The 26,926-nt window shown below is 67.2% G+C and carries 16 protein-coding genes; 6 read left to right on the top strand and 10 right to left on the bottom strand.

Annotation, left to right across the window (positions count from 1 at the left end):
• Positions 1–154 precede the first annotated feature (154 nt).
• The 6 genes from ACTJI4_RS00080 to glyQ form a co-directional block, all read right to left on the bottom strand.
• A complete protein-coding gene (locus ACTJI4_RS00080; RefSeq protein WP_440868169.1) occupies positions 155–3,997 on the bottom strand; it encodes a translocation/assembly module TamB domain-containing protein in 3,843 nt (1,280 codons plus the stop codon).
• Positions 3,994–5,778, bottom strand: coding sequence for an autotransporter assembly complex protein TamA (locus tag ACTJI4_RS00075; RefSeq protein WP_440868168.1), 1,785 nt, complete (start codon positions 5,776–5,778; stop codon positions 3,994–3,996). The genes ACTJI4_RS00080 and ACTJI4_RS00075 overlap by 4 nt, the downstream gene beginning before the upstream one ends.
• Before the next feature lie 55 nt (positions 5,779–5,833).
• Positions 5,834–6,352 carry a hypothetical protein gene (locus tag ACTJI4_RS00070; RefSeq protein WP_392922091.1) on the bottom strand — a complete coding sequence of 173 codons (519 nt, stop codon included), beginning with the start codon at positions 6,350–6,352 and terminating at the stop codon, positions 5,834–5,836.
• A gap of 147 nt (positions 6,353–6,499) precedes the next feature.
• A complete protein-coding gene (locus ACTJI4_RS00065) occupies positions 6,500–13,309 on the bottom strand; it encodes a hypothetical protein (RefSeq protein ID WP_440868167.1) in 6,810 nt (2,269 codons plus the stop codon).
• A 270-nt stretch (positions 13,310–13,579) separates the two neighbouring features.
• A complete protein-coding gene (gene glyS, locus ACTJI4_RS00060; protein WP_440868166.1) occupies positions 13,580–15,676 on the bottom strand; it encodes a glycine--tRNA ligase subunit beta in 2,097 nt (698 codons plus the stop codon).
• Positions 15,673–16,584, bottom strand: a complete 912-nt coding sequence (gene glyQ / locus ACTJI4_RS00055) for a glycine--tRNA ligase subunit alpha (protein WP_068847918.1) — start codon at positions 16,582–16,584, stop codon at positions 15,673–15,675. Before glyQ ends, glyS begins: the two co-directional genes overlap by 4 nt.
• 115 nt (positions 16,585–16,699) lie before the next feature.
• On the opposite strand from glyQ, the gene ACTJI4_RS00050 reads away from it, so the two are divergent.
• The 3 genes from ACTJI4_RS00050 (at position 16,700) to ACTJI4_RS00040 (ending at position 20,241) form a co-directional block, all read left to right on the top strand.
• On the top strand, positions 16,700–18,535 hold the full coding sequence (locus tag ACTJI4_RS00050; RefSeq protein WP_440868165.1) for a GspE/PulE family protein: 1,836 nt from the start codon (positions 16,700–16,702) through the stop codon (positions 18,533–18,535).
• Positions 18,507–19,226, top strand: coding sequence for a glutamine amidotransferase (locus ACTJI4_RS00045; protein WP_440868164.1), 720 nt, complete (start codon positions 18,507–18,509; stop codon positions 19,224–19,226). Before ACTJI4_RS00050 ends, ACTJI4_RS00045 begins: the two co-directional genes overlap by 29 nt.
• Before the next feature lie 103 nt (positions 19,227–19,329).
• The gene (locus ACTJI4_RS00040) at positions 19,330–20,241 is read left to right on the top strand and encodes a BPSS1780 family membrane protein (protein ID WP_392922076.1); all 912 of its coding nucleotides are present in this window, start codon (positions 19,330–19,332) and stop codon (positions 20,239–20,241) included.
• 97 nt (positions 20,242–20,338) lie between these two features.
• On the opposite strand, the gene tatC is transcribed toward ACTJI4_RS00040, so the two are convergent.
• From tatC to ACTJI4_RS00020, 4 genes are all read right to left on the bottom strand, one after another.
• Complete coding sequence (gene tatC / locus ACTJI4_RS00035) at positions 20,339–21,088, bottom strand: twin-arginine translocase subunit TatC (RefSeq protein WP_440868163.1); 750 nt, start codon at positions 21,086–21,088, stop codon at positions 20,339–20,341.
• On the bottom strand, positions 21,085–21,576 hold the full coding sequence (gene tatB, locus ACTJI4_RS00030) for a Sec-independent protein translocase protein TatB (protein ID WP_440868162.1): 492 nt from the start codon (positions 21,574–21,576) through the stop codon (positions 21,085–21,087). Before tatB ends, tatC begins: the two co-directional genes overlap by 4 nt.
• A gap of 15 nt (positions 21,577–21,591) precedes the next feature.
• Complete coding sequence (gene tatA, locus ACTJI4_RS00025) at positions 21,592–21,819, bottom strand: Sec-independent protein translocase subunit TatA (protein ID WP_068847929.1); 228 nt, start codon at positions 21,817–21,819, stop codon at positions 21,592–21,594.
• A 77-nt stretch (positions 21,820–21,896) separates the two neighbouring features.
• Positions 21,897–22,784: a lipid-binding SYLF domain-containing protein gene (locus tag ACTJI4_RS00020; protein WP_440868161.1), complete on the bottom strand. Its 888-nt coding sequence runs from the start codon at positions 22,782–22,784 to the stop codon at positions 21,897–21,899.
• 109 nt (positions 22,785–22,893) lie between these two features.
• Between ACTJI4_RS00020 and hemH the strand changes: the two genes are divergently transcribed.
• From hemH to ACTJI4_RS00005, 3 genes are all read left to right on the top strand, one after another.
• On the top strand, positions 22,894–23,856 hold the full coding sequence (gene hemH / locus ACTJI4_RS00015; RefSeq protein WP_392922065.1) for a ferrochelatase: 963 nt from the start codon (positions 22,894–22,896) through the stop codon (positions 23,854–23,856).
• A complete protein-coding gene (locus ACTJI4_RS00010) occupies positions 23,853–24,698 on the top strand; it encodes an alpha/beta fold hydrolase (RefSeq protein WP_440868160.1) in 846 nt (281 codons plus the stop codon). The genes hemH and ACTJI4_RS00010 overlap by 4 nt, the downstream gene beginning before the upstream one ends.
• Before the next feature lie 284 nt (positions 24,699–24,982).
• Positions 24,983–26,692 (top strand): methyl-accepting chemotaxis protein, encoded by a 1,710-nt coding sequence (locus tag ACTJI4_RS00005; RefSeq protein WP_440868159.1) that lies wholly within the window; start codon positions 24,983–24,985, stop codon positions 26,690–26,692.
• Positions 26,693–26,926: the final 234 nt, after the last annotated feature.

Genomic DNA, 26,926 nt, shown 5'->3' with positions numbered 1-26,926 from the left:
CATCACCGTGCGCTGGCGCCGCGTCGGCGGTCGATTGGGATGCGACCCTACCGGTGTCGGGCCCGCTATCGCGCGGGCGGCGGAGGCCCGGTGTCGATCATTCCCGCGGCCGTGCCGGGCGAGCGCCCGGCCGGCAGCCAGGCAGGGCCTGGCTCTACTTTTCTTTTCGCCAGTTGAGGGAGCCGCGGTTTTCTACCGTGCTGGACTCGATTTCGATGTCGAAGCCACGGCGCAGCAGGTACTTCAGCGTGAGTACCGAACCGCTGCCAACCAGCGAGACGCCGTAGCCGACGTACAGCTTGGGCGAGATGTACTTGCCCACGCCGATCACCGAACCGCCCAGCGCGCGCGACTGGCTGACGCCGGCATCGTCCAGCCCGAGCCTGGCACCCAGCTGCGAGGCCAGCAGGCCGCTGCCGGCCGACAGCGCAGCCGAGGCCGCGTTCACCTGCTGGGTCTGGTCGCTGCTGGCGCCGGTGAGGCTGCGCCCCAGCACCAGGAACGCCAGCGCTTCGGACTGCGACATCGACGGCTCCGACCACACATCCACCCGCGGCGATTGCGCGCGGCCGGTCACGTCGATGCCCGCCGTGACATCACCCACCCGGCGTTCGGCCCGGATGTTGATGCGCGGATCGGACACTGCGTTGAAGTTCCAGTTGAGGTTGCCGCGGGTGATGGTCAGGTCCTGCCCATAGGCCTTGTAGCGCCCGCTCACTTCCAGCGCGCCATTGGCGGTCATCTCGCGGCCCGGCCGCGACCACACCTGCATCTTGCCGCCCAGCCCGCCCTTCAGGCCGAAGCCGGCCATGCGCACGTTGTCGCCCAGGCTCACGGTCAGGTCCATATCCAGCGGCAGGCTCGGGCCTTCCTCTGGATCGGCCGGGTCCAGCACCACCACGTCTTCGGACACCGACGTACCGCGATCCAGCCGCTCCAGGTCCAGGTCCGCCTCGGGCACATGCACGGTGCCGCGCAGCTGCATGGCGGCCTTGGCCAGGGTGAAATCGAGGTTGGGGTTCGCCACGATGCGCAGTTCCGGCGTGTTGGACAGCAGCACGTTCTCGCCGTGGATATGCAGCTGCAGCGGCTGTGCATCGCCGAACCACGACAGCCCGCCGTCGACATACAGCGTGCCCTTGCCCGAGTTCGCCTGCGCGGTGATCTTCGCCGAACCATCCGGCTGCGCGGTGAAGCTGCCGCTGCCCTGGTCGAAGGTCAGGCCCAGTGCGGGGAACTCGCCCTTGAAGTTGCTCAGCTTGGCATCGCCGCCCAGCGATGGCGTGCCGCGCGTACCGCGCAGGCTGACATGGCCCTCGATCAGGCCGGTGGGGCGCACGATGTCGGGCGAGAACAGCTCGATCCAGTACAGCCGCGACATGTTGAGGTACAGCTCACCGTTGAGCGGCGCGTTGGCGTCCCAGCCGGTCTGCACCTTGGCATCGACGAAGCCGTTGCCCTGGAAGCCGACACCGAGCTTGGCGTTGATCTGCGCCGGGGTCATTTCGAGCGTGGCCGAGAACTGGTCGTAGCGCACCAGCTCGCCGCGCGCGTTGTCGCCCAGGCGGATGCCGCCTTCCAGCGAGGCGATCCTGGCGCTGCCTTCCCAGGCATTGCCGCGCGGACGGATCTGCCCATCCAGGGTGATTTCGCCGCGCAGGTGCAGCCGTCGCCCGGATTGCGGCGGCAGCCACGGCTGCACCAGCGCCAGCGGCAACGCGTCGCCGCGCACCTTCAACCCATCGCGCGGCCAGTTGGCGCTGGCGCACAGCGCGCCGCCGGTGGCCGCGCCCAGGCAGGTATCGGACAGGGTGAAGGCGCTGCCCTGGATGCCGAAGGTGGCCGGTGCGCGCAGGGCCCATGCATCGCCCTTGACCGGTGCGATCCGCAGCGCGGCGATATCGCCCCGCCAGACATTGCCCTGCTGGCGTACCCCGCCCTCCAAAGCCACCGCGCCCAGGTCGTTCCTGGCCTGCGCATCCAGCCGGAGGTTGGACACGCTGCCGCGTGCATTCACGTTGATCGTGTCCAGCAGCATGCCGGCCTGCACCTTGGTGCCCTGCAGCGCCAGCGTGCCGTTGCTGCCCTGCCACGGCAGGCGGCCACGGATGCTCAGCGCTTCAGCGCTGTAATCGGCATAGCGCAGCCCACTGCCGACCAGGTCGGCAGTGATGTCCGGTGCGGTACGCGGCCCGCGCACCTGCACCTGGCCACGCAGCGTGCCGGTGCTGCCGGGCATCAGGTCATCCAGCTGCACTGGTTCCAGCTGGGCCTGCACATCAAGACGATCACCGACGCTGCCGCGCGCGGTCAGGCGGCTGTTGCCCACCGCCAGGCGCACGTTGCCTTCGCCCTGCTGCCCGCGCAGCGCAAAGCGGCCCTGCGCATCCACGCGGCGGTTGCGCAGCATGCCGTTGATGCCGGGCACGTCCACGGTGGCTTCGTAGATGCCGGCGGTACCGGCCGGGCTGCCCGCCGGCGGCGGCAACTGGCGGCCCTTGGAGGCCACGTTGCCGGACAGGCGGCCATCCCACCCGGGCACGAAGTAGCCGGGATCGAATGCAGCCAGCTTGGCGGCCACGTCCCAATCCAGTTGCGGCGCCCACGCCACCTGGCCGGTCACGTCGAGCGCGCCGCCGGGGGTCTTGGCCTGCAGCTGCTCGATCCGGGCGGCGGTGTCGCTGCCGCGCACATCGAACGTCAGGTCGGCCGATTGCTGTTCGCGCTCCACAGAGGCCGTGCCGACCGCCGCCCAGTTCTTGAGCGTGCCGGCCAGGCCCATGCGCGCTTCGTTGAGCGTCACCGGCACCGGCTTGGCCGCGCCTGGCGTGGCGGGATCGGCTTCGGGAACGAAGGTCAGGTCGTTGGCGACGATCGAAAAACGCAGGCTGGCATTTTCGCGGTCACGGAAATCGGCGGTGCCCTGCAGCCGGGCCTGGCCACCAAAGCCCTTCACCACCAGCGGCGACACGGTCAGCACCTGGTCGGCGAGGCCGACCTTGGACGGCGCCAGCTCCACGGCCAGCTCGCCCTGCTGGATGCGGCCCTGCAGGTTGGCCTGCCCGCCCTTGCCGCTGGCATTGAAATCCAGCGACAGCGGCGTGCTGGTGCTGCCATCCCTGCCCGGCACCAGCAGTGCCAGATCCAGTTCCTTGCTGCGCGCACTGGCCTTCCACACCGGCTCATCGCGGCCGTCGAAGATCAGGCTGGCGTGCAGCGGCGCGGGTGCATGCCCGGCCAGCGCGATTTCCATGCGGCCCAGATTACCCCGGGCCACCAGGCCCAGCCGCGCCGGGGTGCGCCCGCGCGGGGCCGGCAGCACCGCGCCGATGGTGATGTCGGTGGAATAGTCGTTGCGCGGCACATAGCGGCCGTCCACGCGGAAATCGCCAAGGTCGCTGTCGACCTTCAGCTGGCTCGCGCGGAATTCGCCATTGGCCACTTCCAGTCCGCCGCGCAGCCTGGTGATGTCGATCAGCGGTTCCTGCGCCTGGGTGATGCGGAAGCCGTCAATGGTGATGGTATCGGCCTGGATCGCCAGTGGCATCTCGATCTGCGGCAGCGAACCAGGCCACGAGGGCATCTCGAACGGTTCATCGCTCTTGGCCAGGTTCAAGGTGGCGTTCGTGATCTGCAGCGCATCCAGCTGCAGCTTGCGCCCCAGCAGCGGGCGGATATCCGGATCCAGATAGGCGCGCTCGGCGGTGAAGTGGATGTCGTCGTAGCGGAAATCCAGGTTGTGCAGCACCAGCGGCCCGGCCACCGGGCCATCAACCTTGCTCCAGGTCAGCGTGGCACCCACCGGCAGCCGCGCCACCACCTGGGCCAGCAGCACATCACGCCCGGCCACGGTCTGCAGCAGCCAGTACAGCAGCAGCAGCGCCAGCAGTACCAGGCCCAGCACGGTAAAGCCGGACCATGCCCAGAACCGGCGCCTGCGGTAGAAACGCACGCGCGGTGGCGGCGGGGTGGGCGCGGTCGAGGTCGGCGTGCTCACAGGTCGGCCCCCACGCTCAGGTACAGCTGGAACTTGGAATCGGGATTGTTCAGGCCGTGGGCGATATCCACGCGCACCGGGCCCACCGGGGATTTCCAGCGCACGCCGAAGCCCACGCCGGTATGCAGGTCGATGGTGTTGTCAAACGCGCTGCCGGTATCGACGAACACCGCGCCGCCCCACGGACCGCCCTTGAAGTAGTGCTCGTATTCGGCCGACGCGGTCACCAGATTCTTGGCGCCCAGCGCGAACTTGTCCGGTGGTGGGGTACGTGGGCCCACTTCACGGAAGGCGTAGCCACGGATGCTGCGGTCGCCACCGGCGAAGAAGCGCAGGCTCGGCGGCATCGCCACCAGATCGCTGGTCCAGGTGGTACCGCCTTCGCCGCGCAGGATCAGGCGGTCCGCATCACCGACCGGAATGAACCAGCGCAGCATCATGCTGGCCTGCACGAAGCTGGTATCCGAGCCCGCGCCTTCAATGCCGCCGCGCACGGTGGCGCTGCCGCTGATGCCGCTGCGAGGGGCCAGCCGGTCATCGACGTTTACATAGTCGGCCACCAGCTGCGGGTACACCAGCGTGGAAGTGTTGTAGATCGCACCGGTGAATTCGGTGCCCGACGCATAGCGCCAGCGCTCGCGCAGGGCGTTGATCGAGGCGATGGCGGTCCAGTTTTCGTTGATTTCGCCGCTGCGGCTGCCGATCAGCTTGAAGTTGCGCAGGTCGATGTAATCGGTCTGCTCGTCGTAGGCGCTGGCGGTAAGCCCGTACCAGCCGTCGAGCCACTTGAACGCCGGTACCCGGTAGGTGGTGACCAGACTCTTGCGTTTCTGCGCATAGTCCAGCTGGGTGTTCATCTTGTGCCCGCGGCTGTTGAGGAAGCGCCGCTCCAGTCCCCCGCGCACACCGGCGCCGCTCTCGCTGCCGTAGCTGATACCGGCGGTGTAGATGCTGCGCTTGGCCCGGGTCAGGGTGACATCCACCGGCACGTTGCCGTTCCCGTCGGCCTGGTCCGGCTGCGGCTGGATGTCGATGACGCTGAAGTAATCAAGCTTGGTCAGCGATTCGCGCAGGCGGTCCAGCTTGCCTTCGTGGAAGTAGCTGCCCTTTTCCCAGTACACCAGCGGGTCGAACAGGCGCTCCACGAAGTAATCCTGGTGGAAGCGGATGTCGCCCATGTTGTAGCGGCGGCCGCTGTCCCAGGTGAGGTCGATGTCGGCCGCATTCTCGGCACGGGTGATCTCCACCCGGCGCTGGGTGAAATCGGCGTCGAAGTAGCCACGCTCGGCCAGGCGCCGGGTGATGGTCACGCGGCTTGCGTCGTACAGCGTATGCTCGAAGCGCTGGCCCTTGCGCGGCCGGAAGCTTTCCAGGTCTTCCTGCAGGTACTGGTCCAACTGCGCCGGTCCGGTGATGTCGATGTTCTCGCGCCGCACCAGGGTCGGCGGGCCACGGTCGACGTGGATCACCACGCGCAGGTTGTCGCCTTCGCGGGGGCTTTCGACCTTGATCACCGGGTTGTAGTAGCCGAACGGCTCCAGCGCCCGCCGGGTCTGGCGCTCGGCCTGCGACAGCAGATATTCCAGCCGCGATTCGCCCTGGACCTTGCCGATGGTGTCATACAGCGACAAGGACACCTCGATGTTTTCGATCATCTCGGCATCGTCGCTCCTGTCCAGGCCGGTGATGTCCACCTTCTCGATGGTGCCGCGCGCGTGCGCGGTCGAGGCGGCGGCCAGCGACAGGAACATCAGTGGCAGGGCGTATTTCATTGAAATCATGGGCAACAGGATAGCCGGACGGGTCGAGCGCGCAACAAGGGGAGCAGCCAGTGGCTCACCCCAGCAGGTCTAGGAAGGCCTGCCAGTCGCGCGGCGGCGACACGAAGATTTCATAGACGCCCGTGCCCTGGCCCGATTCGATGCACAGGGTGAAGAACCGCGGCGGTGCCTGCGGATCATCCGGATCGGGTTGGCAGACGAAGTAGCTGTCCGCCCCGCCCTGCGTCTCGCGCATGCCAATCACCTGCACGTCCGGCTGCAGGGTCAGGTTGGTGGCATCCCATGCCACTCCGTCCGCAGAGGTGGCTTGCTCACGTAGCAGCCTCACCGGTCCGGACCGATAACTGTCTTCCGGCAACCAACCTTGGGTGAGGTAGCCACCAGGACCAACGAGTTCGGCGGTCAGAGTGCGTCGTGCGTAGGTTTCAAAGTTCAGTTCAGGATCCCGCAGCGCGGTCAGCGCATGCTCCTGGGCCGAGGAGAGGAGGGAGGCAGCGGTAGCTGCAGGGGTCCGCGGGGGCTGAGGGCCGAGCGTCTTCAATACCGCACCGGGACCGCTCCGTTCGATCTGCATGTTCTTCTTCCAGGGGTATCTGCACGACGGCACAGGCCGGGCAATGATCGCCGTTGGCCCGCTGCCTCGGCGTGAAGAGGGTGTTGGCAAGGCGCCCGCGCAGGCAACGAGGGTGTCCGTGCACGCCTTCGTTGCCTGCGCTGTAGCTTACATGCCTTCGTCCTCCACGCGTTCCGGCAGCCACAGACGCGGTACCGGCAGGTCTGTGGCGTGGGGTGGGTTGCGCAGCAAATCGGCTTCAGCCGCTTCGCGGCGCTGCGGGTTGGCCTTGTCCAGCAACGCGGCGCGGATGCCGGCACGCACCTTGTCGATGGCCTCACCTGTCGGCTCCCATTGCGACCGGGTGCGCTCCATTTCGCGCTTCACCATCAGCCCCAGCCGCCATTCGGTGCGCTCAGGGTTGTCGACGAAGTGGTAGTACACCCGCGTCTTCACCTTCGGCAAAACCTTCATCAGCGCAGCCATGCGGCGGTTGCAGCTGGTTTCGCATGGATGCATGTCCGATGCCACCTCCAGTGTGCCTGTCAACGCTTCCACCGGTGTGTTGACGGCGGCGCGCAGCGGCGTGGCCAGTTCCGGGCGTGCAGCTATCATTTCCTCGAACCATCTGTCGATAACCTTGCCCTCGCTGCACGAGCGGACCTCGAACACACGATGGGGCCCGGGCTTGAGCTCGCGCACGTTGGAGGGCAGCAGCTGGGCATCACCGAGCAGCTTCTGCAGTGTCTCTGGTAGTGCGCTACGCGGCAGCCCGGCCAGCGCAGCATCGTCAAGGTCGGACAGCCGGACCCAACCCGGCGTCCCGTCCGGGCCCTCCGGGCCAATCCGCGCACGCAGATCTTCCTCGGTCAGGACCACCACGCCTGAACTGCGGGCACGCTCGCTGCTGGTGGTCAGCAGGTCGGCGCCCATGGCGTAATCGGACCGGAAGCGGTCATTGGGCGGAATCGGGACCTCCGTGCGCTGTTTGCCCTTCCCCTTGTAGGTTTTCTCGACCTGGTCGTCGGCCACAAGCACGCGGCGGATTGGAGTATTGCCCACGTAGTTCGTGCCGCTCATCCATGCCACCGGGGGTCCGCTGTACGCACCGCCCTGCAACGGAAATTCCCCCAGTGGCACCGGCTCACCGTGCAGGCGCAGGTCGCCCAGCGAGTAGGCCACGAAGTTCTTGACGCGGAAATTGCGCTCGTGCATCAGGTCCATCGATGCCAGCTCGCGCATGCGCGCCTGCTTTGTCTCGGACAATGTCTGCCCCTGCGCCTGCAAGGTACGTTTCTCGGCCTTCAGCGCTTCCGATTCGGCGAACAGATCGCGGATGCCGGCATACTCCCGCTCCGCACGCTGGTGCACCTGGTAAAGGCGATCGCTGACGGCATCGCGGGCGGCAACCTCCTCCTGAGAAAGGGACACGCCAGCGGCTGGCTCACATGGGTCGATACTGCGTCTTACCCGGTTCCCCGGCAGCGCGCGAGGCAGCAGGCAGGCCCGGATCAACGGGGTTTGTCGCATGTGCTCGACCACCGCTCGCCGCAGACTGGCCGCGTCGCCAAGCGCAGTCTGTTCGCTCTTGTTCAACTGATCGAACAACGCCTGCTGCCAGCTGGCCTGGACCTTCCCCTGCGCATTCGAAACGACCATCGCCCCACCCTTGCGGGGGGTGAAAACGATCCGTGCATCGATACCCGGTGCGGTGGAGGCGACCAACAGCAGAGAGCCGTCCTTGCCATCTCCAAGGACGGTGATGCTGCGCCCGGTCAGTGCCGCCTGCAGGTGCGTTCCCAACTGCTGCACATCAGCGAGCGTGCGGATGCCGTCATTCACCACGGCCTGGCGTTGCTGGCGCTGCGCGCGGTTGGTGAGCGTGTCGGCGACAACGTCGCTGATGGGCTCATTGAAGATCCACGCTTCCATCTCGCGCTTCTGCCTGTTGCTGGCGGCAGTGACAATCTCTTCGGCCTCAGCCTTGGTCAGCTCCGGGAAGTGCTTGGCCAGGTTGTCGGCCGCGGTGGGCAGGCGGTGCTGCGCGGCGATCCAGCGCTGCCATGTCGTCCGGCTCTGTTTCGGGTCGAGCTTGATGGTTTCCACCAGTTCGGTGCGGACGGCCGCTACCAACGCATCCCGTGGGCTGTCGGCGGACAGGCTCAGACGCTGTGCCAGCGCATCGATATCCGAAGCGTCAATCAGCGCTTCGATGCCGGGAAGGGTCCGGGTATCTTCGACCCGCACCATCAATCCCACTGGGCCGCGACCGAAGCGTGCGCCACGGGTCCACTCGCCAAGGGTGTCGATAAAGGTTTCCACGCCCTTGCCATTTCCCAACGCAGGACTGTCGGCCCAGGCGCGCATGATGATGGCTTCGTCGCCCGGCATCCCGAGCGTTACGGGTTCGCTCAGAATCCGCTCGATGCGCTGGTCGATGGTGAGCTCCTGGATCACATGGCGCAGATCGGCACTGCGTGAGGGTGCACGCGAACGCACGCCGAACACGGCCTCCAGCTCGTCAAGCTTTTCCGGGGGAAGGTTCTCTGCATCTGGCAACCTGCTCATCCATTCGCGTCTGCCCAGCGGTGCGGGCGTGGTGGTGCCGCGTCGCGGCGACGGTTGTTGCTGCTGCCTTTGCCAGGCGTTGTCCTTGTACTGCACAGGAGGCCCCAGTTCGTCGGCCGCGTCCGGCATGCGCAGGCGGAGCACGCCGTCCTCCCCCGGCGCTGCTTCGATGTAGCACCCGCCCTGTTCGATGAAGGTGCGTTCGCCCTGTCGATAGACGGTGGCGCCGTCGGGCCCGGCCTGCTTCAGCAGCGGCAGGCCGATACTGGCCAGCGACTGCCGGGAGACCTCGAAGGCTTCATTCACCCGGCCGTCGACAGTGAAACCACGCGCCTGCAGCTGCCAGTGACGCAGCGCGGCCATGGCGTCGGGCAAGCTGCGGATGCGCTTGCCTATCTGATAGACCAGGCCGGGAATGGCACTGAGCTCCACGATGTCCACCACGCCGAGAAGTCCGCCGCCCAACGCAAGGATGGCGCCGTCGCGGTCGCCGTTTTCCATCAGTCGGATGCCCTCGCGGATGTCATCGGCCAGCAGCCCCAGCGTGCCCGCCACGCACAGCGCTACACCGGCGCCGCCGGTGGCGAACGAACAGAGCGCGCCCAGGCCGATTCCCCCCACCATCTTCAGCGTCTCGCCCAGCCGCTCCAGCTGGCTCACCGTCATCTGGTCCACGTCGCTCATCCGCGCATCGAAGAGCACGCTGGCCGCCGCCTTCGGCCCCTGTGTCTGGGTGAACCCGAACGGGATGCCCCGGCTGCTTGCAGTGTGCTCGAACGTCTTCTCCAGGGTTTTCTGGTAGCGGATCTGCGCACGCTTGACCAGATAGCCTTGCGCCTCGGGCTCGCGCAGCCACGCAGCGAATGCACGCTCATCCAGCAGGCGGTCGCCGTGCGCGGTATCGGGCAGGAACACGTGGCGCCCTGCACTGCTGCGGATCGCCCACAACCCGACGATGGGACGGCCGTTGATGGTCACGCCCTGCAACGACGACGGCCGGGTCCGCTGGGGATCGAGCTGGGCATGCGCGGCCTGCAGCGCGCGGTACGTGGCATCGTCGAGGCTGCCATCCTGCCGGGCCACCTCGATCATCCAGGCGGTACGGGCGCGGATCTGCTCGCCCAGCGCCTTGGCGAACACCGGGCCATCGGCGCTGTGCGGCAACTTCTTCAAATGGTTGATGTAGGCATTGGCCAGGCGGTTGCTCTCAGCGAATTCTTCCAGCGCGCCGCAGATCGCGCGACGCAGGGAGGCGTCCCGCAGCTGGTCGCCCAGGGCCGCGTCTTCGCGCACCGTGCCCTGCGCGTCGCGGCTGTACGCGACCAGCTGCATCGCATCCAGCGTGTCGTCGTCCAGCCAGGCCGCCGGTTCCAGGCGCGTGTTGGGCAGGCCGCCGACATCCGGGGACCAGTCCGGCAGATTGACCGGCATCGCCGGGCGGCGCAGGCCCTGACCCTGCCAGCCGTGGGTGGCCCAGTCGATCAGGTTCATTTCGAGCTCGCCTACGCGCAGCCTTACCAGATCTGGATCAAATGCATCGAGCGGTCCTTGGAAACCGGCCATGCGCAGCGCGCCGACCATCGCCTCGGTAACGCCGGCATGCGCGTGGGTGCGCAGCGTCTGCAGCACGCGCTCCTGCTGCTCGCCGTACACAGTTTCGGCGGCGATGTTGGCGATGCCCAGCGGGCTCCAGCGCAGCTGGTTGCGCTGCAACCGCTCCTGCGCCAGGACCTCGCCGTGCGCGATCAGCGTGTCGGCCCACTGTTGCCGCGCCCCTTCCGGGTGGTCGACGCGGGTGAAAGCCAGCGTGAAACTCTTGGACGGGTCCCACGCCTGCGGTCCGCGCTGGCCACTCTGGAAGGCTGCCAGGCGCGCCTCCCAGGACTTCACCAGCCTGTCTACTTCGGCACGCTCCTCCGGCCGTGCGGACTGCACGATGTCGTCGGCCAAGGTGCGTCCCATGTCACCGTCGGCGAAGGCGCCGACCTGGGCGCGCTGGGTATCCAGGAACTGGCGGAACGCGGTTTCATCGCCGAATGCCTGGAAGCGGGACAGGTCCGACCGGTACAGCACTACCTGGCCCTCGGTGTCCGGCTCGACGCTGCGCAGTACCAGGTAGTTGGGCAGCTCGATCCTCACTTCGCCATCGGTATAGGTCAGCGTCGCGCGCTCGACCTCGCCGGTGCCGCGCAGGAAGCCGAGCACGATATCGGCGCCTCGCCGGTGCGCGTTGCCACTGCCCAGTACGCCCTGCGCCTTGGCCTTGAGCGCATCGATCACCAGCCGTGACTGCACCGCCTGGCTCAGCGCCGGACGCAGCTGTTCCATGCGGGCGTTGATGGCCGCACGCAGGCCGCGCGCATCGGCGCTCTTGACGAAGGCGGCAAGCTGCTTGCTTTCGGCAGCGGATACCTCGGCGCCTGCTCGCAGGAAGGCGTGCCGTTCCCCTGCCTCGCGCGTCAGGCAGTACTGCAGCAGGGGCAGGCGGTCGTCCACAACGATGCCGGCCACCTGGGTTTCAGGCAGCTTCACCTCGATATCCTGCCAGGGGCCACGCCAACCGGACTTCTGCAACGCAGCGTCCATCGCTGCATCGGTGGCCGCGTCCACCTGCGCGAGCGCGGGGGCAAGCTCACGCAGCAGTTGCCATTGGCTGACCAACAGCTCCTGTTCGGACGCGGGCAGCGTCGCTACCCATGCCCAGCCGGGGTGGGTGGCGATCTCACGCGCCACCGCCACCGACCACAGGCGCATCGACTGCACCTGCTGCATCAGCGCGCGGTCGGCCCGCAGTGCGTCCAGCAGATCGGCAGGGACGTCCTGTACCTGCGTGCCGGCGTCGACGGAGGATCCTGAGGGTGTCGACGTGGCATCGGGCGCGGCGCGGCGCATGCGCGCGCCACGCTGGGTGATCTCCAGTTCTCCCAGCACCCGATCCAGGCCGGTACCCCAGTGGCCGCTGGGAAGTGCTGCCACCTGCGCAGCCAGACGCTCTGCAAGTTCTGCAGGTGTCGGCGGCGCGGTGTCAGGCCAGAAGTAATTCTTCAACCCCACCGCCAATGCGCCGACGCCCGTCACCGCCAACCCTGCGGCCACGGCCAATGGCGTCCTGCGCAGACCGGGGAACGCCCGCGTTACCGCTGTTCCCGTGGCTGCCCCGATTTCCCTGGGCACCAGCGGCGTGGTCGAGGTGACCTCTGTGAGCGCCGAGCGGCCCATCAACGTCATTTCCACGGCAGGCGGCGCCTGTGGCACGGCCTGGAAACCGCTGCGTGCAGTCTGGCCCAGTGCAGCAATGCCCGCGCCGAGCCACGCCAGCCAGCCGCCCTGCTGGCGGCTGGCCGGCGAGGTGGCGAGGTCAGGGCGTGGTTCCATCAGCTCGGCCGGCGGCTCAGCGACGGCGCTCCCTGGTTGCAGTGTGTAGGGTGCGGTCGCAAGTTCTACGTGGTCAACGCGGGTGTCCCACGCCGGTACAACGGCGCTGCCGCGATTCACCGCATCCTGGTGCAGGGTGCGCGCCTGCTTCTCCTCGGGGGTCAGCTTGACCTTGGGCGCCGCAAGTTCGCTGCCTTCGTTTACGTCCACCGGCTTGAACAACGCTCCGCCCACACCATTGAGCACGGCAAGCTGTTGCCAGTGCTTCGGCAGCTCAGCGATGAACTTGCCAATCCCCTGCAACTGGGCCGTCGGCTTCGGCAGCGCCTGCCGCAGCTGCCACAGCAGCGCCGCCACCGCCAATGCCGACAGCAGGTGCCCGCCGCCGAGGTTGGGGCGCAGCTGCGCATCGGCCTGTGCCACGCTCTCGTGCAGGGTCCACAGACCGGCGCGAACCGACTCGGGCAGCGACTGCACCAGCGCATCGAAATCGGCCTGGGTGCGCAGCGTGGGCAGCGCCGCCGCCAACGACGGCAACACGGTCGCCACGCAGCTCCAGGTGCCGGTGAACACGCTGCGCGCCAGCTGCCCTGCGGTCAGCGCGCTGCTGGCCCAGCCCGGCAGTTCGGCCATCAAGGTGGTCCACGCCACGCGGGTCAGCACGCTGTCCAGCGCATGGATGCCCAGGTCGCGCAGCACCGCCACATCGTGTCCGCGTGCGGCCAGCGCCTGTTCCATGCGCAGCGTCACCGCCTCGCGCGCCTCGGGCGTGGTGGCCGTAGCCAGGTATTTCTCCAGCGTGCGTACCAGTGCCCGGCTCTCGGGCGCGCCGGTGGCGAGGATCGCCTCGCGTATCGCCGCCTCGCGTGGACTCAGTACCTGCGTCGGTGCGGTGTTCTTGGTGGAACGGGGCGGGGGCCTGTTGCCGATACACTCGGGTGCGATGGCCTGGTCCTGGGCCGCGCATTCGCCGGCCAGTGCGGTGAAGCGGTTGAAAGTGGGAAAGTCTGCAGCGGCGGTCGACAACTTGGGCATTGAGCGGTACTTCCGTGCGAAGCGGGGGCGAGCCGGCGCGGAAGGCGCGCGGCATGTCGTTGCCGCAGGAACGAGCGGCGCGGGATGATCACGCGACGCCGGGGAATACCGATTGCACGAATTTATCGTTTGCCACCTTGACGGTTGGCACGCTCAATCAATATTCAGATTGATTGCAGTTTTCGTCGCATTTGAGCAGATGCGCACAAAAAGAAAGCGCCCGAACCAGTCGGGCGCTTTCAAGGGTGAGACGCGATCAGGCTGTTGCCGTCAGCTGGACAGGTGCTCGATCGCCGCCACGCTGCCGAGGCGGTCGCCCAGGCGCTTGAGCAGGGCCAGGCGATTGCCACGCAGCGCAGGATCTTCTGCGTTGACCATCACCGCATCGAAGAACGCATCCACCTGCGGACGCAGGCGGGCCAGGCGCGCCAGCACGCTGACATAATCCTTCTGATGCAGGCTGGCATTGCTGTCGTCGATGGCTGCTTCGACGGCTTCAGCCAGCTCGCTTTCGGCCGGTTCGGCCAGCAACGCCGGATCCACCATGCCGGGAATCGCCCCTTCGGCCTTGCGCAGGATGTTGCGGATGCGCTTGTTGGCGGCGGCCAGCGCCTCGGCTTCCGGCAGCGCAGCGAAGATGCCGATGGCATCGATGCGGCGATCGAAGTCGTACAGCGACGCCGGCTTCAGTTCGGCCACCGCGTTGAAGTGCGTGGCCGGCACGCCCTTGTCGGCGTAGTAGCCGCGCAGGCGGTCGATGATGAAGTCGTACAGTTCCTGCGGCAGCGCGTCGGTCTTGCGCTCGGCACTGGGCCGCACCGCCGCCGGCAGGCCGGCAAAGGCCGTTTCCAGCAGCGCGCGCAGGTCCAGCTCGAAGCCCGATTCGATGATCGTGCGGGCCAGGCCCAACGCGTTGCGGCGCAGCGCGAACGGGTCCTTGTTGCCGGTCGGCTTCAAGCCTGCGGCAAAACCACCGGCCAGGGTATCGGCACGCTCGGCGATGGCCAGCACCTTGCCCAGCTCCGACAGCGCGATGTCGTCGCCACCGAAGCGCGGCTGGTAAGCCTCGTCGATGGCCAGCGCGACCTCGGGCGATTCACCACCGGTCACCGCGTAATGGCGGCCGGCAATGCCCTGCAGCTCCGGGAATTCATTGACCATGCGCGACTGCAGGTCGTTCTTGGCCAGTACGGCGGCACGCTTGGCCAGCACCGGATCGGCGCCCACCTGCGGTGCGATCAGGCCGGCCAGCGCCACCACGCGCTGCACCTTGTCGGCCACCGAACCCAGCTTGGCCTGGTAGGTGACGGTCTTCAGACCCTCGCCCATCGCGTCCAGGCCCTGCTTGAGGTCTTCATCGAAGAAGAACTTTGCATCGGCGAAGCGCGGGCGGATCACCCGCTCGTAGCCCTTGGCCACTTCGGCCACGTTCTTCGATTCGATGTTGGCGATGCCGATGAATTTCTCGGTCAGCCTGCCGCTGTTATCGAGCACCGGGAAGAACTTCTGGTTGATTTCCATGGTCTCGATCAGCGCTTCCTGCGGCACCGCCAGGAATTCGCGCTCGAAACTGCACAACACCGGTGCCGGCCATTCGACCAGGTTGACCACCTGCTCCAGGTTGTCATCGGTGATGCGCGCCTGGCCACCAGCGGCGGCGGCTTCGGCGTTGACTGCCTCCACGATGCGGCTGCGGCGCGCATCGGCGTCCACCAGCACGTAGGCGGCCTGCAGCGAACTGAGGTAGTCGTCCGGCGAAGACAGCCACACGGTCTTGTCGTGCATGAAACGATGGCCGCGGCTCATGCGGTCGGACTTCAGACCCAGCACCTCGGCCTCGATCACGTCCTTGCCGTGCAGCAGCACCAGCCAATGCACCGGGCGGGCGAAGCCGTAGCTGTGGCTGCCCCAGCGCATCGGCTTGGGAATGGGCATGGCGGCAATCGCCTCGGCCAGGATCTCCGGCAGCAGCGCGGCGGTGCGCGCGCCCGGGGTCACCGAACGGTGCACGAAACGCTCGCCCTTGGCGTCGCTGGTGCGCTCCAGCGCGGTCCAGTCGATCCCGGCCTTGGCCGCGAAGCCCTGCAGGGCTTTGGTCGGCTGGCCGTCGGCGTCCAGCGCGATGTTCAGGTACGGGCCCAGTACTTCACCGCGCTGTTCCGGCTGCTCCACGGCCACCCCGGGCAGCAGCACCGCGAGCCGGCGCGGGGTGGACAGCGGCTTGGCGTCGCCGCGTTCCACGGCCACGCCACGCTTGGTCAGGCCGTCCACCACGCCATCGAAGAATGCCTGGGCCAGGCCCGGCAGCGCCTTCACGGGCAGTTCTTCGGTCCCCAGTTCAACCAGCAGCGGCAGCATCGTGCTCATGCCTGCACCTCCTTGGCCGCCACGGCTTCGAGGCGCTTGGCTTCATACAGTTTCGCCACCGCCTGGGCCAGCGCGCGTACGCGCAGGATGTAGCGCTGGCGCTCGGTCACGCTGATCGCGCGGCGCGCATCCAGCAGGTTGAACGAATGGCTGGCCTTGCACACCTGCTCGTAGGCCGGCAGCGGCAGGCCGACCTCGACCAGCTTCTGGGCTTCCTTCTCGCACGCATCGAAGCGGTGGAACAGCTCTTCCACGTCGGCGTATTCGAAGTTGTAGGTGCTTTGCTCCACTTCGTTCTGCAGGTACACATCGCCGTAGGTCACCGGCGTGCCGTCCGGCCCGTAGGTCCAGACCAGGTCATAGACGTTGTCGCAGTTCTGCAGGTACATGCACAGGCGTTCAAGACCGTAGGTGATCTCGCCCAGCACCGGCTTGCACTCCAGGCCACCGGCCTGCTGGAAGTAGGTGAACTGGGTCACTTCCATGCCGTTGAGCCAGACTTCCCAGCCCAGGCCCCAGGCACCCAGGGTCGGCGATTCCCAGTTGTCCTCGACAAAGCGCAGGTCGTGCACCAGCGGGTCGATGCCCAGTGCCTTCAGCGAATCCAGGTACAGCTGCTGGATGTTGTCCGGGCTGGGCTTCATCGCCACCTGATACTGGTAGTAGCGCTGCAGGCGGTTGGGGTTTTCGCCGTAGCGGCCGTCGGTGGGGCGGCGCGAAGGCTGCACGTACGCGGCATTCCAGCTTTCCGGACCGATCGAGCGCAGGAAGGTCGCCGGGTGGAAGGTGCCGGCACCGACCTCCAGGTCCAGCGGCTGGATCAGCACGCAGCCCTGCTGCGCCCAATACTGGTTGAGGGTCTGGATCAGGCCCTGGAAAGTGATCGGAACGTTCTGGGTCGCGGACATGCGGCGGAGTCTTGCCTGCTCAGGGGGTGCGCTAGTATAGCGACGGACCGCCCGCCGGCATTCCAGGCAAGCTGCCATCACGCCGTGCAGGCCCCGCTCCGAGGATTCTGGCGCCATGGAACACCGCCCACCGGCAACCCTTGCCCCCGCTCCGGCCCCTGGGCCTCTGCCGCCGGGACGGCTGGTCTTCGAGCAGGTCGCCGCCGCAATGGTCGCCGATGGCCTGGTTGCGCCGTCCGATCTGGAACGCATCCGCTTTTCCGGCCAGGGCGCCCGCAATGCCAGCGAAGTCCACCCGCTGGTGCTGCTGGCCAACCTGAAGCTGGTTGCCGCCTCGGGCGGTGAGCTTGGCCTGGAACGGCTGACCGAATGGCTGGCCACCCGCACCGGCACCCGCTATCTGCGCATCGATCCGACCCGGGTGGACGTGGCGGCGGTGACCGCGCTGGTCTCCCATGCGTATGCGCGCCGCCATCGGTTCCTGCCGCTGGCAGTGGACACCGAGCGTCTGCTGGTGGCCACCAGCGAACCGCTGGCCCAGGAGTGGCTGCTCGATCTGCAGCACCTGGCCCGGCGCAGGATCGAGCTGGCCATGGTCAATCCGCTGGACCTGCACCGCTACACGATGGAGTTCTATGGGGTCACCCGGTCGGTGCGCGGCGCGCGCGGCGACGTGCGCAGCGAAGCCAGTGGCACCCTGCCCAGCTTCGAGCAACTGGTGGAGCTGGGCCGCTCTGGCGATGTCAACGCCGACGACCAGCACGTGGTGCACATCGTGGACTGGCTGCTGCAGTACGCGTTCGAGCAGCGCGCCTCGGACATCCACCTGGAACCACGCCGCGACATGGGGCGCATGCGGTTCCGCATCGATGGGGTGCTGCACAAGGTGTTCGAGGTACCGCCGCCGGTGATGACGGCCATGGTCAGCCGCATCAAGGTGCTGGGCCGCATGGACCTGGCCGAGCGCCGCCGCCCGCAGGATGGCCGCATCAAGACCCGCTCGCCGGGCGGTCGGGAGGTCGAGATGCGCTTGTCGACCATGCCCACCGCCTTCGGCGAAAAGTGCGTGATGCGCATCTTCGACCCGGATGCGGCCTTCAAGAGCATTGACCAGCTTGGCTTCAGCCCGCAGGAAGCGGCAGGCTGGACGGCGCTGGTGGAGCGTCCGCACGGCATCGTGCTGGTCACCGGCCCAACCGGATCGGGCAAGACCACCACCCTGTATTCCACGCTGAAGCGGCTGGCCACCCCGGACGTGAACGTGTGCACGGTGGAAGATCCGATCGAGATGATCGCGCCGGAATTCAACCAGATGCAGGTGCAGACCAACATCGACCTGGACTTCGCGGCCGGCGTACGCACCCTGCTGCGGCAGGACCCGGACATCATCATGATTGGTGAAATCCGCGACCTGGAGACGGCCCAGATGGCCGTGCAGGCCTCGCTGACCGGCCACCTGGTCCTGTCCACGCTGCACACCAACGATGCGCCCTCGGCGATCACCCGCCTGCTCGACCTGGGCGTGCCGCATTACCTGCTGGCCAGCACCATCAACGGGGTGCTGGCCCAGCGTCTGGTGCGCACCCTGTGCCCACACTGCAAGGTGCCCAGGCCGCTCAGCGCGGTCCAATGGGCGGCGCTGGCTGATGCCGATGAAGCATTACCAGAGTCGCCCACGCCATATGCGCCTGCCGGTTGCCTCGACTGCCGGCGCACCGGCTACATGGGCCGGGTAGGCCTGTATGAGTTGCTGCCATTGACGTCGCGGCTGCGCGGGCTGATCCGGGCGGACATGGATCTGGCCGGTTTCAGCCGCGCCGCGCGTGCTGAAGGCGTACGAACCCTGCGCCGCGCGGGGCTTGAAAAGGTGGCGGCAGGGCTGACTACAATCGAGGAAGTCCTCAGCGTACTGCCTCCCCCCGATGAACCGCTCGCCCTTCCTGATTCTTGAAACCGGCCGACCGGTCGCCTCGCTGCGCCGCTACGGCCGTTTTCCGCATTGGATCCGGGTAGCGGCGGGACTGGATGCGGACGAGACGGTGGTGGTGGACGTGGAGCACGGCGGCACGCTGCCCGACCACCGCGATTTTGCCGGGGTGATCATCAGCGGTTCGGCGGCGTACGTGACCGACCGCGCCGACTGGAGCGAACGCAGCGCACAATGGCTGCGCACCGCCGCCCATGACAACCGCCCGGTGTTCGGCATCTGCTACGGCCACCAGTTGCTGGCCCATGCCCTGGGCGGGGAGGTGGCCTACAACCCGGCCGGGCGCGAATCGGGCACGATCGAGCTGGCGCTGGAGCCTTCGGCGGTGGACGACCCGCTGTTCGCCGGCCTGCCCACGCGGTTCCCGGCCCACGCCACCCACCTGCAGACCGTGCTGCGCGCACCGGAGGGCGCGGCCATTCTGGCCCGCTCGGCGCAGGACAACTGCCACGCCTTCCGCTGGGGCCAGCAGGCCTGGGGGGTGCAGTTCCACCCGGAGTTCGCCACCCACCACATGCGCGGCTACGTGCGCGCCCGTGCCGAGTGCATCAGCCGCCACGGCGGCTGTGCGCGCAGCCTGGCACGCGGAGTCAGTGCGGCCCCGCTGGCCCGCCAGCTGCTGCGCCGTTTTGTCCGCCAGGCACGCAATAATTGAAAGACCGCCGGAAGCGACCTTTCCTTCAGGTGATGGGCACGGAAAACAGGGATAATCGTTGGGATTCGGGGCGTGCGCGCCCTTCCCCCTGTTCCGGAATGGTATGAGCGAAATTCGCAAGCTGCCCGCCTCGGCGGGCGCCCAATGGCTGCTGGACGCGTTCACCCTGTATCGCCGCGCACCGCTGCAACTGGCGGTGCTTGGCGTGATCGGCATGCTGGTCAGTTCGCTGATCCTGGTACTGGCGCAGGCGTTGCCGAGCTGGCTTGGCGTGCTGCTGCAGCTGGTGTCGGTGGCGGTAGGCCCGCTGGTGTTTGGCGGCATGCTGGTGGCGGTGAGCGAAGTGGCGCAAGGCCACCGCGCCCTGCCAACGCACCTGCTGCAGCCGATCCGCGACCGTCGCGTGACCCACCTGCTGGTGCCGCTGGCGATCCAGCTGATCGCGGTGATCGCGCTGGGTACGCTGCTGTACGTGATGATGGGCACCGATGGCCTGACCGCGTCGGCCGAGATGTTCCGCAGGATGCAGGAGCTGCAGCAGTCCGGCGCCACGCCGAGCAATGAGCAGACCATGGCGCTGATGGCAGGCGTGCCGGTGATGCGCATCCTGCTGTGGTTGCTGATCGCCTTCGGCACGTTCGTGGCGCTGAGCATGGCGATGTTCACCCAGCCGGCACTGGTGGTGTTCGACCACCAGAGTGGCATGCACGCGCTGCGCATGAGTCTGCAGGGCTGCATCCGCAATTTTGGCGCGATGGCGGTGTTCATGCTGCTGGGCCTGATCGCGGCGATGTGCATCTACTTCGTGATGATCATCGTGATGCAGCTGGCGTTGATGGCCGGCGGCGCCGGTGCGGCCGCGTTCGTGATGCAGCTGACCAACACCGCGGTGATCATGCCGCTGTACGTGGGCGCGGTTTACGCCGCCTGGAACCAGATGTTCGCCCACCGCGGCCGCGCCGCCCCGCCGCCGGTTCCGCCGTCGAATGGGCCTGGGAATATTTTCGCGGCTTGATTGACGGCAACTGCAGCGTTTCGGTTGATACGGGTTGGGGCCCGTCGGCCTCCCCAGCACGTAGCAATCGAAACGCTGTTCTTAAGCTCTGAAGGCGCTACTGCGCCTGAGGCTCGTCACCCTTGGCCGGCACCAGCCACCGCGACGCATGTATGCCCAGCTCATAAAGCAGGCACATCGGAATCGCCAGCATCAGCTGGGAAACCACATCCGGCGGGGTCAACACCGCCGCCAGCACGAAGATGCCCACGATCGCGTACCCACGGCCTTCCTTGAACTGCTGCGGCGTGATCCACCCCAGCAGGGTCAGGATCACCATCGCCACCGGCAGTTCGAAACTGCTGCCGAACGCGAAGAAGATCGCCAGCACGAAATCCAGGTACGCATTCGCATCCGGCGTGATCGCAATCACCTCCGGGCGGAACGTGGTCAGGAAGTGGAACACCGCCGGCAGCACCAGGAAGTACGCAAACGCGCAGCCGATGTAGAACAGCAGCACCGAGGTTGCCAGCAATGGCACCGCCAGGCGCTTTTCGCGCGCATACAGGCCCGGCGCCACGAATGCCCACAGCTGGTACAGCAGCCACGGCACCGCGATGAACACGGCCACGAAGAAGGTCAGCTTGAGCGGTGCGAAGAACGCACCGGCCGGGTTGGTGGCGATCATCGACTGCCCATTCGGCAGCTGCGAGATCAACGGTTGCGCCAGCCACGTATAGATCTGCCGCGAAAACGGCATCAGCCCCAGCAGCACCACGCCCAGCCCGATCAGCGCCCGCATCAGTCGCGCGCGCAACTCGATCAGGTGCTCGACCAACCCGCTTTCCGGCGCCTCATTACCACTCATCGTGGGGCCTCTGTCGTCGAGGGCGGCATATCGCGCGGCGCCTGACCGTCGATGCCCGGCGGGGCCATCGCATCACGTGGCTCTTCGGGCAGGGCGTCCGACTCTGGTGCCACCACGTGCTGGGCGACGCTGGCAGGCGAACCCGGCGCTGGCCCGGTCATGACCGGCTCCTCGGTGCTGGCCGATGCATCGCCATCGCGCTGCACCTGGTTGCGCATCTGCTCGGCTTCGCGGCGAACGGCCTCACCACTGGCACGCAGCTGCGCCTCGGTATCGCGCACCGATTCCTGTGCATCACGGAACTGGCGTTTGATTTCATCGGCGTGCAGCTCGCGCTCCAGCTCCTGCTTCACCGAGTCCCACTGGTTGCGTGCGCGCCGCACCCACAGCCCCGCGAAGCGGGCTGCCTTGGGCAGACGCTCGGGACCCAGCACGACCAACGCTACTACCGCGATGACCAGCAGTTCACTGAAACCGATGTCGAACACGCCATGCCGCCCCGATCAGCGCCGGTCGCGATCGTGCTCATTCTGCGATGTGGTCGTCGGATCCTGCGGACGCGACTCATCGCTCAGGTGCGCGGTGGGCTTGTCCTCATCACGCATGCCCTTCTTGAATTCCTTTACGGCACTGCCAAGGTCCTTGGCGCCACTGGTCAGCTTCTTGGTGCCGAACACCAGCAGAACGATGACCAGTACCACCACCCAATGCCACAAGCTCATACTGCCCATGATGTTCTGCTCGCATTAACCGGTAACAAGGACTTGAGCATAGCGCACCGCCGGTAGGGCGGCGCGCGTGACGAAAGTCAGTTGCCGTCCAGTGATTCAGTGCGCACCTCGCCTTCACCCACTGGCTGGAAGCCCTGCTGGGGTGCGGGCTGCGCCGGAACGGCCTGCAGCGGCGCGGTGGTGGCGCCGGCATTGGCCTGTTCAGCCACAGCGGGCGCGGCCTGCGCGGCCGGGCCGGCTGGGCGAGGCGCCGGGGCGGCGCTGGCGGTGCCGCGGTTCTGGCGCGCCGCGTAGGTGGCTTCTTCCAGGCGGTCACGGAAGGCCACCACGTCCATCGACGGCTGCTCGCCCATACGGCCCTCGAACACCATGCGCGGCGTGGTGTTGCTGCCATAGGCGTCCAGGTTGGCCTCGTCGTCGATCTGCAGCACCGCGCCGTCCAGCGCCACGCCGGCAAACAAGCCGCGCGCGCGCGACCACGACCAGATCTCAGCCTTCAGCTGGCCATCGGTGGCCGCCGCGGCGTTGCGGCCCACCGGACCGGCGGCGACGCCGGCGTCGGCACCCAGGGTGAATTTGCCGTTGACGAGATTGTCCAGGCTGCGGTCGTTACGGAACACCAGCACCACGTCCGAAGACTGGACGCCGGCCTGGAAACCGATGCTGCCGCCAGTGAGTTTCATGAACACCGGGTTGGACCAGCTGCCATCGGGGTTCTTGACCGACATCAGGCCATGTCCACGGCGACCGCCAATAACCAGGCCTGCTTTGATCGTGTCTGGAATGACCACGATCGCACGCCCTTCGTCCAACAACTTGTCAGGAATTCCCTGCTCGGGAATATCCTGGATGTCATTCAGCACGCGTACCGCATTGCGGGCGCGCTGGTCCTCCTCCGGCCCGGCCATCGCCTGGGTCGACAGCAGGCTGGCGGAGATCAGCAGTACAAGGCTCAAGCGGCGCATGGGTGCTCCAGAGTGGGGGCAATACGTAAGTACCCGAAATTAGAGGGGTTTCAATGAATCCGCAATGAGTATGTGCTCTCCATCGCGCATACCTGCGAGAATGGCCACCATGCTCGACGCACCCGACACCGCCGTGCTGGCGGTCAATCTAGGCACACCCGAGACGCCCACCGCTCCGGCGGTAAGGCGCTACCTGGCCGAGTTCCTCACCGATCCACGCGTGGTGGCGATCCCGCCGCTGCTGTGGAAACCGCTGCTGTACGGAGTGATCCTGCCGCTGCGCAGTGGCCGCTCGGCGGCCAAGTATGCGCAGGTCTGGCTGGCCGACGGTTCCCCGTTGATGGTGTACACCCGCCGCCTGGCCGAGGCCATGCAGCAGCTGATGCCCAACCTGCGTGTGCGCCATGCCATGCGTTACGGCGCCCCTGCGCTCACTGCCGAGCTGGACCGGCTGGCGGCCGAGGGCATGCGACGGATCGTGGTGCTGCCGTTGTATCCGCAGTATTCGACCACCACTACCGCCTCCATCGAGGACCAGGTGCGCGACTGGCAACCCCGGCACCCGGGCATTACCGTCACCCTGATCCGCGATTACGCCATCGACCCGGATTGGGTTGCGGCAGTGGCCGGCAGCATCCGACAGTGGTGGGAGCGCCATGGGCGCGGCGAGCAGCTGGTGTTTTCCTTCCACGGCATTCCGCAGCGCCTGGCCGACGCCGGCGACCCTTATCCGCAGCGCTGCGAAGCCAGTGCGCAGGCGATCGCGCAGGCACTCGGCCTGGCCGACAGCGAGTGGAAACTGACCTACCAGTCGCGCTTTGGCCGCGAGAAGTGGCTGCAGCCCTACGCCGAACCGACGCTGTGGGCGATGGCCGAGCGCGGGGTGAAGCGCATTGACGTGGTCTGCCCCGGCTTTGCCACCGACTGCCTGGAAACGCTGGAGGAAGTGGCGATGGGATTCACAGAAACCGTTGCCGAACGCGGCGCACAGATGCGCTACATCCCCTGCCTCAACGCCGATCCCGCGCACGCCTTGGCGTTGGCGCGGCTGAGCATCGCCGCGCTGGCATGACGCTCGAGCCGTTTGTACTGCCGGTGGCCGGCACGACCGTGGCCGGGCTTCGTTCGGCGGCCGCGCAGGGCACGCGTGTGCTGGCCCTGCACGGGTGGCTCGACAACGCGGCCAGCTTCATCCCGTTGGCTGCCGCGCTGCCCGGATTGGATCTGGTGGCCATCGACCTGCCCGGTCACGGCCACAGCGCACATCTGCCGCCGGGCACGCAGTACAACACGCCGGGCGCGATCTGCCATGTGCTCGAGGTAGCCGATGCGTTGGGCTGGGAGCGCTTTACGCTGCTGGGCCATTCGATGGGCGCCGGCATTGCCAGCCTCACCGCTGCTGCCGCACCGGAGCGCGTGGAGCGGCTGATCGCCATGGAGGCACTCGGTGGCCTGCGCGGACCCGAAAATGAAACCGCGCAGCGCCTTCGCGAGCATGTACACGCGGTGCGCGCATTGCCGTCGAAGAAGCTGCGCGTGTTCGCCGACCTCGCCGCACCGGTGCGTGCGCGGATGATGGCCAACCAGCTCAGCGAGCCATGTGCGCGCCTGCTGGTCGAGCGCGGCGTGATGCCGGTGGACGGCGGCTACAGCTGGTGCAGCGACCAGCGCCTGATGCTGCCCACCGCGATGCGGTTGAGCGAAGGGCAGATCGACGACCTGCTGGCGGCAATCGAATGCCCCACCCAGGTGATCTACGCCACGCCGGCACAGTCGTACTATCCCGAACCGCTGCGCAGCGAGCGAATCAAGCTGCTGCGCGATGGCCGACTCGATGTGTTCCCTGGCACCCATCATCTGCACATGGAGCACCCGGCGCTGGTGGCCGACGTCATCGCCCGCTTTCTGAGGTAGGCGTCGACCGCTGGTCGATACGCGGTCGGAGCCCTGCGACACAGGGTCGCACTCAATTTCCATCGGTGATGTCCGATACCGATGACGCAGGCCCGCAAGGATCGCCTGTGCCGTCACCTGCTCCGCCGTCGCGAAGCCGCGTGTCATCCGGCTTCCAGGAAGGAGCACGTTCCCACGCATCCATATTTCCGCAAGGTCTTTCGCCGATGGGCCGCAGGATCTCGCATCCGTCTGTCCGCGTTTCAGCGGAGGGCGTTCCGTTCCGCATTCTCACTGGAGTTGTCATGTCTGCCATCCGCCACCCTTCGTCCCGTCCACCCGACCCAACGCTGCCGTCCTGTGCGCTGCCCCCGTATCCGCGCGGGGAGCGCGCCGCTGCAGGGGTGCTCTGCGCTGGGCTCGTGGGCGGCCTTGCCGGCGCCCTGTGGCAGCAACCGGCCGTCACTGCGCTTGGCATCGCGATCGCGACCGGCGCGCTGGTTGTGCTGGCTCCGCGGGTGCGGCGCAGCAGGGCCGAGCTGCACGCTGAGCTGGCGCGGATAACGAACGGCCATGGTCAGTTGCAGGCACGCTGCGCCCACGAGCATGCCGGCGCTGCGGCCGACGCTGCGCTGCGCCTGGCCCTGGAGGTCTCGCCCACCGCGGTGATGATGGCCGACGCGTCCCACGTGATCCGCTATGTAAACCCCGCGGTAGTACGTCTACTGCGCAACCAGCAGGCCAATCTGCGCGAGGCGTTTCCGGATTTCGAGGCCGATGCCCTGGTGGGGACCAGCATCCATCGCTTCCACGCCAACCCGGATCGCATCCGGGCCATCCTGGATACACTGCAGGCCACCCATCACGGGCGCGTGCAGATCGGACCGGTGCACTTTGCCCAGGTGGTGAGCCCGATGTTCGACGCAGTCGGAACACGCGTCGGTTTTGCCGTTGAATGGCACGACCGGACTCAGGAGCTGGCGCTCGAGACGGCCGTGGCCGAGATCGTGGGCGCCGCCGCCCGTGGCGACCTGGACCGCCGACTGTCACCTGCCGCCGGCGGCAGCGCGTTCATGGATGGCCTCACCATCGGCATCAATCAACTGCTGGAGCGGGTCGGCAGCACCGTGGGTGATCTTCGCCGCGTGCTGTCGGCCCTGGCCAAGGGTGACCTGGGCCAGCGCATGCAGGGCGACTACCAAGGGTCGTTCGCCGCCATGCAGCGCGATGCCAATGCGACGGCGATCCAGCTGGGCAACATGGTCGAACGCATCCGGCGCAGTGCCGGCGCAATCGCGCTTGGGGCCGAGGAGATTGCCAGTGGCAACCATGACCTATCCACCCGCACCGAAAGACAGGCGGCACATCTGGAAGAGACGGCGTCCTCGATGGAAGAGCTTACCTCCACTGTCCGGCAGAACGCGGACCATGCACGCAACGCGAGCACGCTTGCGCTTGGGGCGCAGGAGGTGGCCGAGCGCGGCAGCGCGGTGGTCGGGCGCGTGGTCAGCACCATGGACAGCATCCATGCCGCGTCCAAGCGGATTGGCGAGATCACAGGCGTCATTGACGGCATTGCCTTCCAGACCAACATCCTGGCCCTCAACGCGGCGGTGGAAGCGGCGCGCGCCGGCGACCAGGGGCGTGGTTTCGCGGTGGTGGCCAGCGAAGTGCGCAGCCTGGCGCAACGTTCGGCGGAGGCCGCGCGTGAAATCCGGCAGCTCATCGATGCATCTGCCAGCGAGGTCGCCGATGGCGCCCGGTTGGCGCAGAGCGCCGGCGGCACCATGCAGGAGATCGTCAGCAGCGTGGCCGGCGTCAGCGCGATCATGGCCAGCATTGCTGCCGCGTCGCAGGAGCAGGCCGCAGGCATCGACCAGATCAGCCAAACGGTGGTCCAGATGGACTACGCTACCCAGCAGAACGCCGCACTGGTCGAAGAAGCCAGCGCCGCCGCCCGCGAGTTGGAGCAGCAGGCAGCCGGCCTGACCGAGGCGGTTGCAGCCTTCCGCTGAGGTGGTGTGCGTATCGACTGACAGCCGATAGCTACCGGCTGGTAGATCACGACCATTGGTCGTGATCCCGAGAGGCGCCCTGCGGGGCGCCTTCTCCATGCATCCGTTGGGGTACCGACCGTTGGTCGTCACCCGGTGATGCAAAGAAAAAACCCCGCTGCGTGAGCAGCGGGGTTTTTGGGTGTAAACCCTGGCGATGACCTACTCTCGCATGGCTTGAGCCACACTACCATC

This window comes from Stenotrophomonas sp. 22385 (genome assembly GCF_052045085.1).
GTDB lineage: Bacteria > Pseudomonadota > Gammaproteobacteria > Xanthomonadales > Xanthomonadaceae > Stenotrophomonas.
This window is presented reverse-complemented; position numbering and strand designations above follow the sequence as displayed.

Coding starts and splice junctions, on each gene's coding strand:
- ACTJI4_RS00075 (WP_440868168.1), bottom strand. CDS start 5,778: ATGATTTCAATGAAATACGCCCTGCCACTGATGTTCCTGTCGCTGGCC.
- ACTJI4_RS00070 (WP_392922091.1), bottom strand. CDS start 6,352: ATGCAGATCGAACGGAGCGGTCCCGGTGCGGTATTGAAGACGCTCGGC.
- ACTJI4_RS00065 (WP_440868167.1), bottom strand. CDS start 13,309: ATGCCCAAGTTGTCGACCGCCGCTGCAGACTTTCCCACTTTCAACCGC.
- glyS (WP_440868166.1), bottom strand. CDS start 15,676: ATGAGCACGATGCTGCCGCTGCTGGTTGAACTGGGGACCGAAGAACTG.
- glyQ (WP_068847918.1), bottom strand. CDS start 16,584: ATGTCCGCGACCCAGAACGTTCCGATCACTTTCCAGGGCCTGATCCAG.
- ACTJI4_RS00050 (WP_440868165.1), top strand. CDS start 16,700: ATGGAACACCGCCCACCGGCAACCCTTGCCCCCGCTCCGGCCCCTGGG.
- ACTJI4_RS00045 (WP_440868164.1), top strand. CDS start 18,507: ATGAACCGCTCGCCCTTCCTGATTCTTGAAACCGGCCGACCGGTCGCC.
- ACTJI4_RS00040 (WP_392922076.1), top strand. CDS start 19,330: ATGAGCGAAATTCGCAAGCTGCCCGCCTCGGCGGGCGCCCAATGGCTG.
- tatC (WP_440868163.1), bottom strand. CDS start 21,088: ATGAGTGGTAATGAGGCGCCGGAAAGCGGGTTGGTCGAGCACCTGATC.
- tatA (WP_068847929.1), bottom strand. CDS start 21,819: ATGGGCAGTATGAGCTTGTGGCATTGGGTGGTGGTACTGGTCATCGTT.
- ACTJI4_RS00020 (WP_440868161.1), bottom strand. CDS start 22,784: ATGCGCCGCTTGAGCCTTGTACTGCTGATCTCCGCCAGCCTGCTGTCG.
- hemH (WP_392922065.1), top strand. CDS start 22,894: ATGCTCGACGCACCCGACACCGCCGTGCTGGCGGTCAATCTAGGCACA.
- ACTJI4_RS00010 (WP_440868160.1), top strand. CDS start 23,853: ATGACGCTCGAGCCGTTTGTACTGCCGGTGGCCGGCACGACCGTGGCC.
- ACTJI4_RS00005 (WP_440868159.1), top strand. CDS start 24,983: ATGTCTGCCATCCGCCACCCTTCGTCCCGTCCACCCGACCCAACGCTG.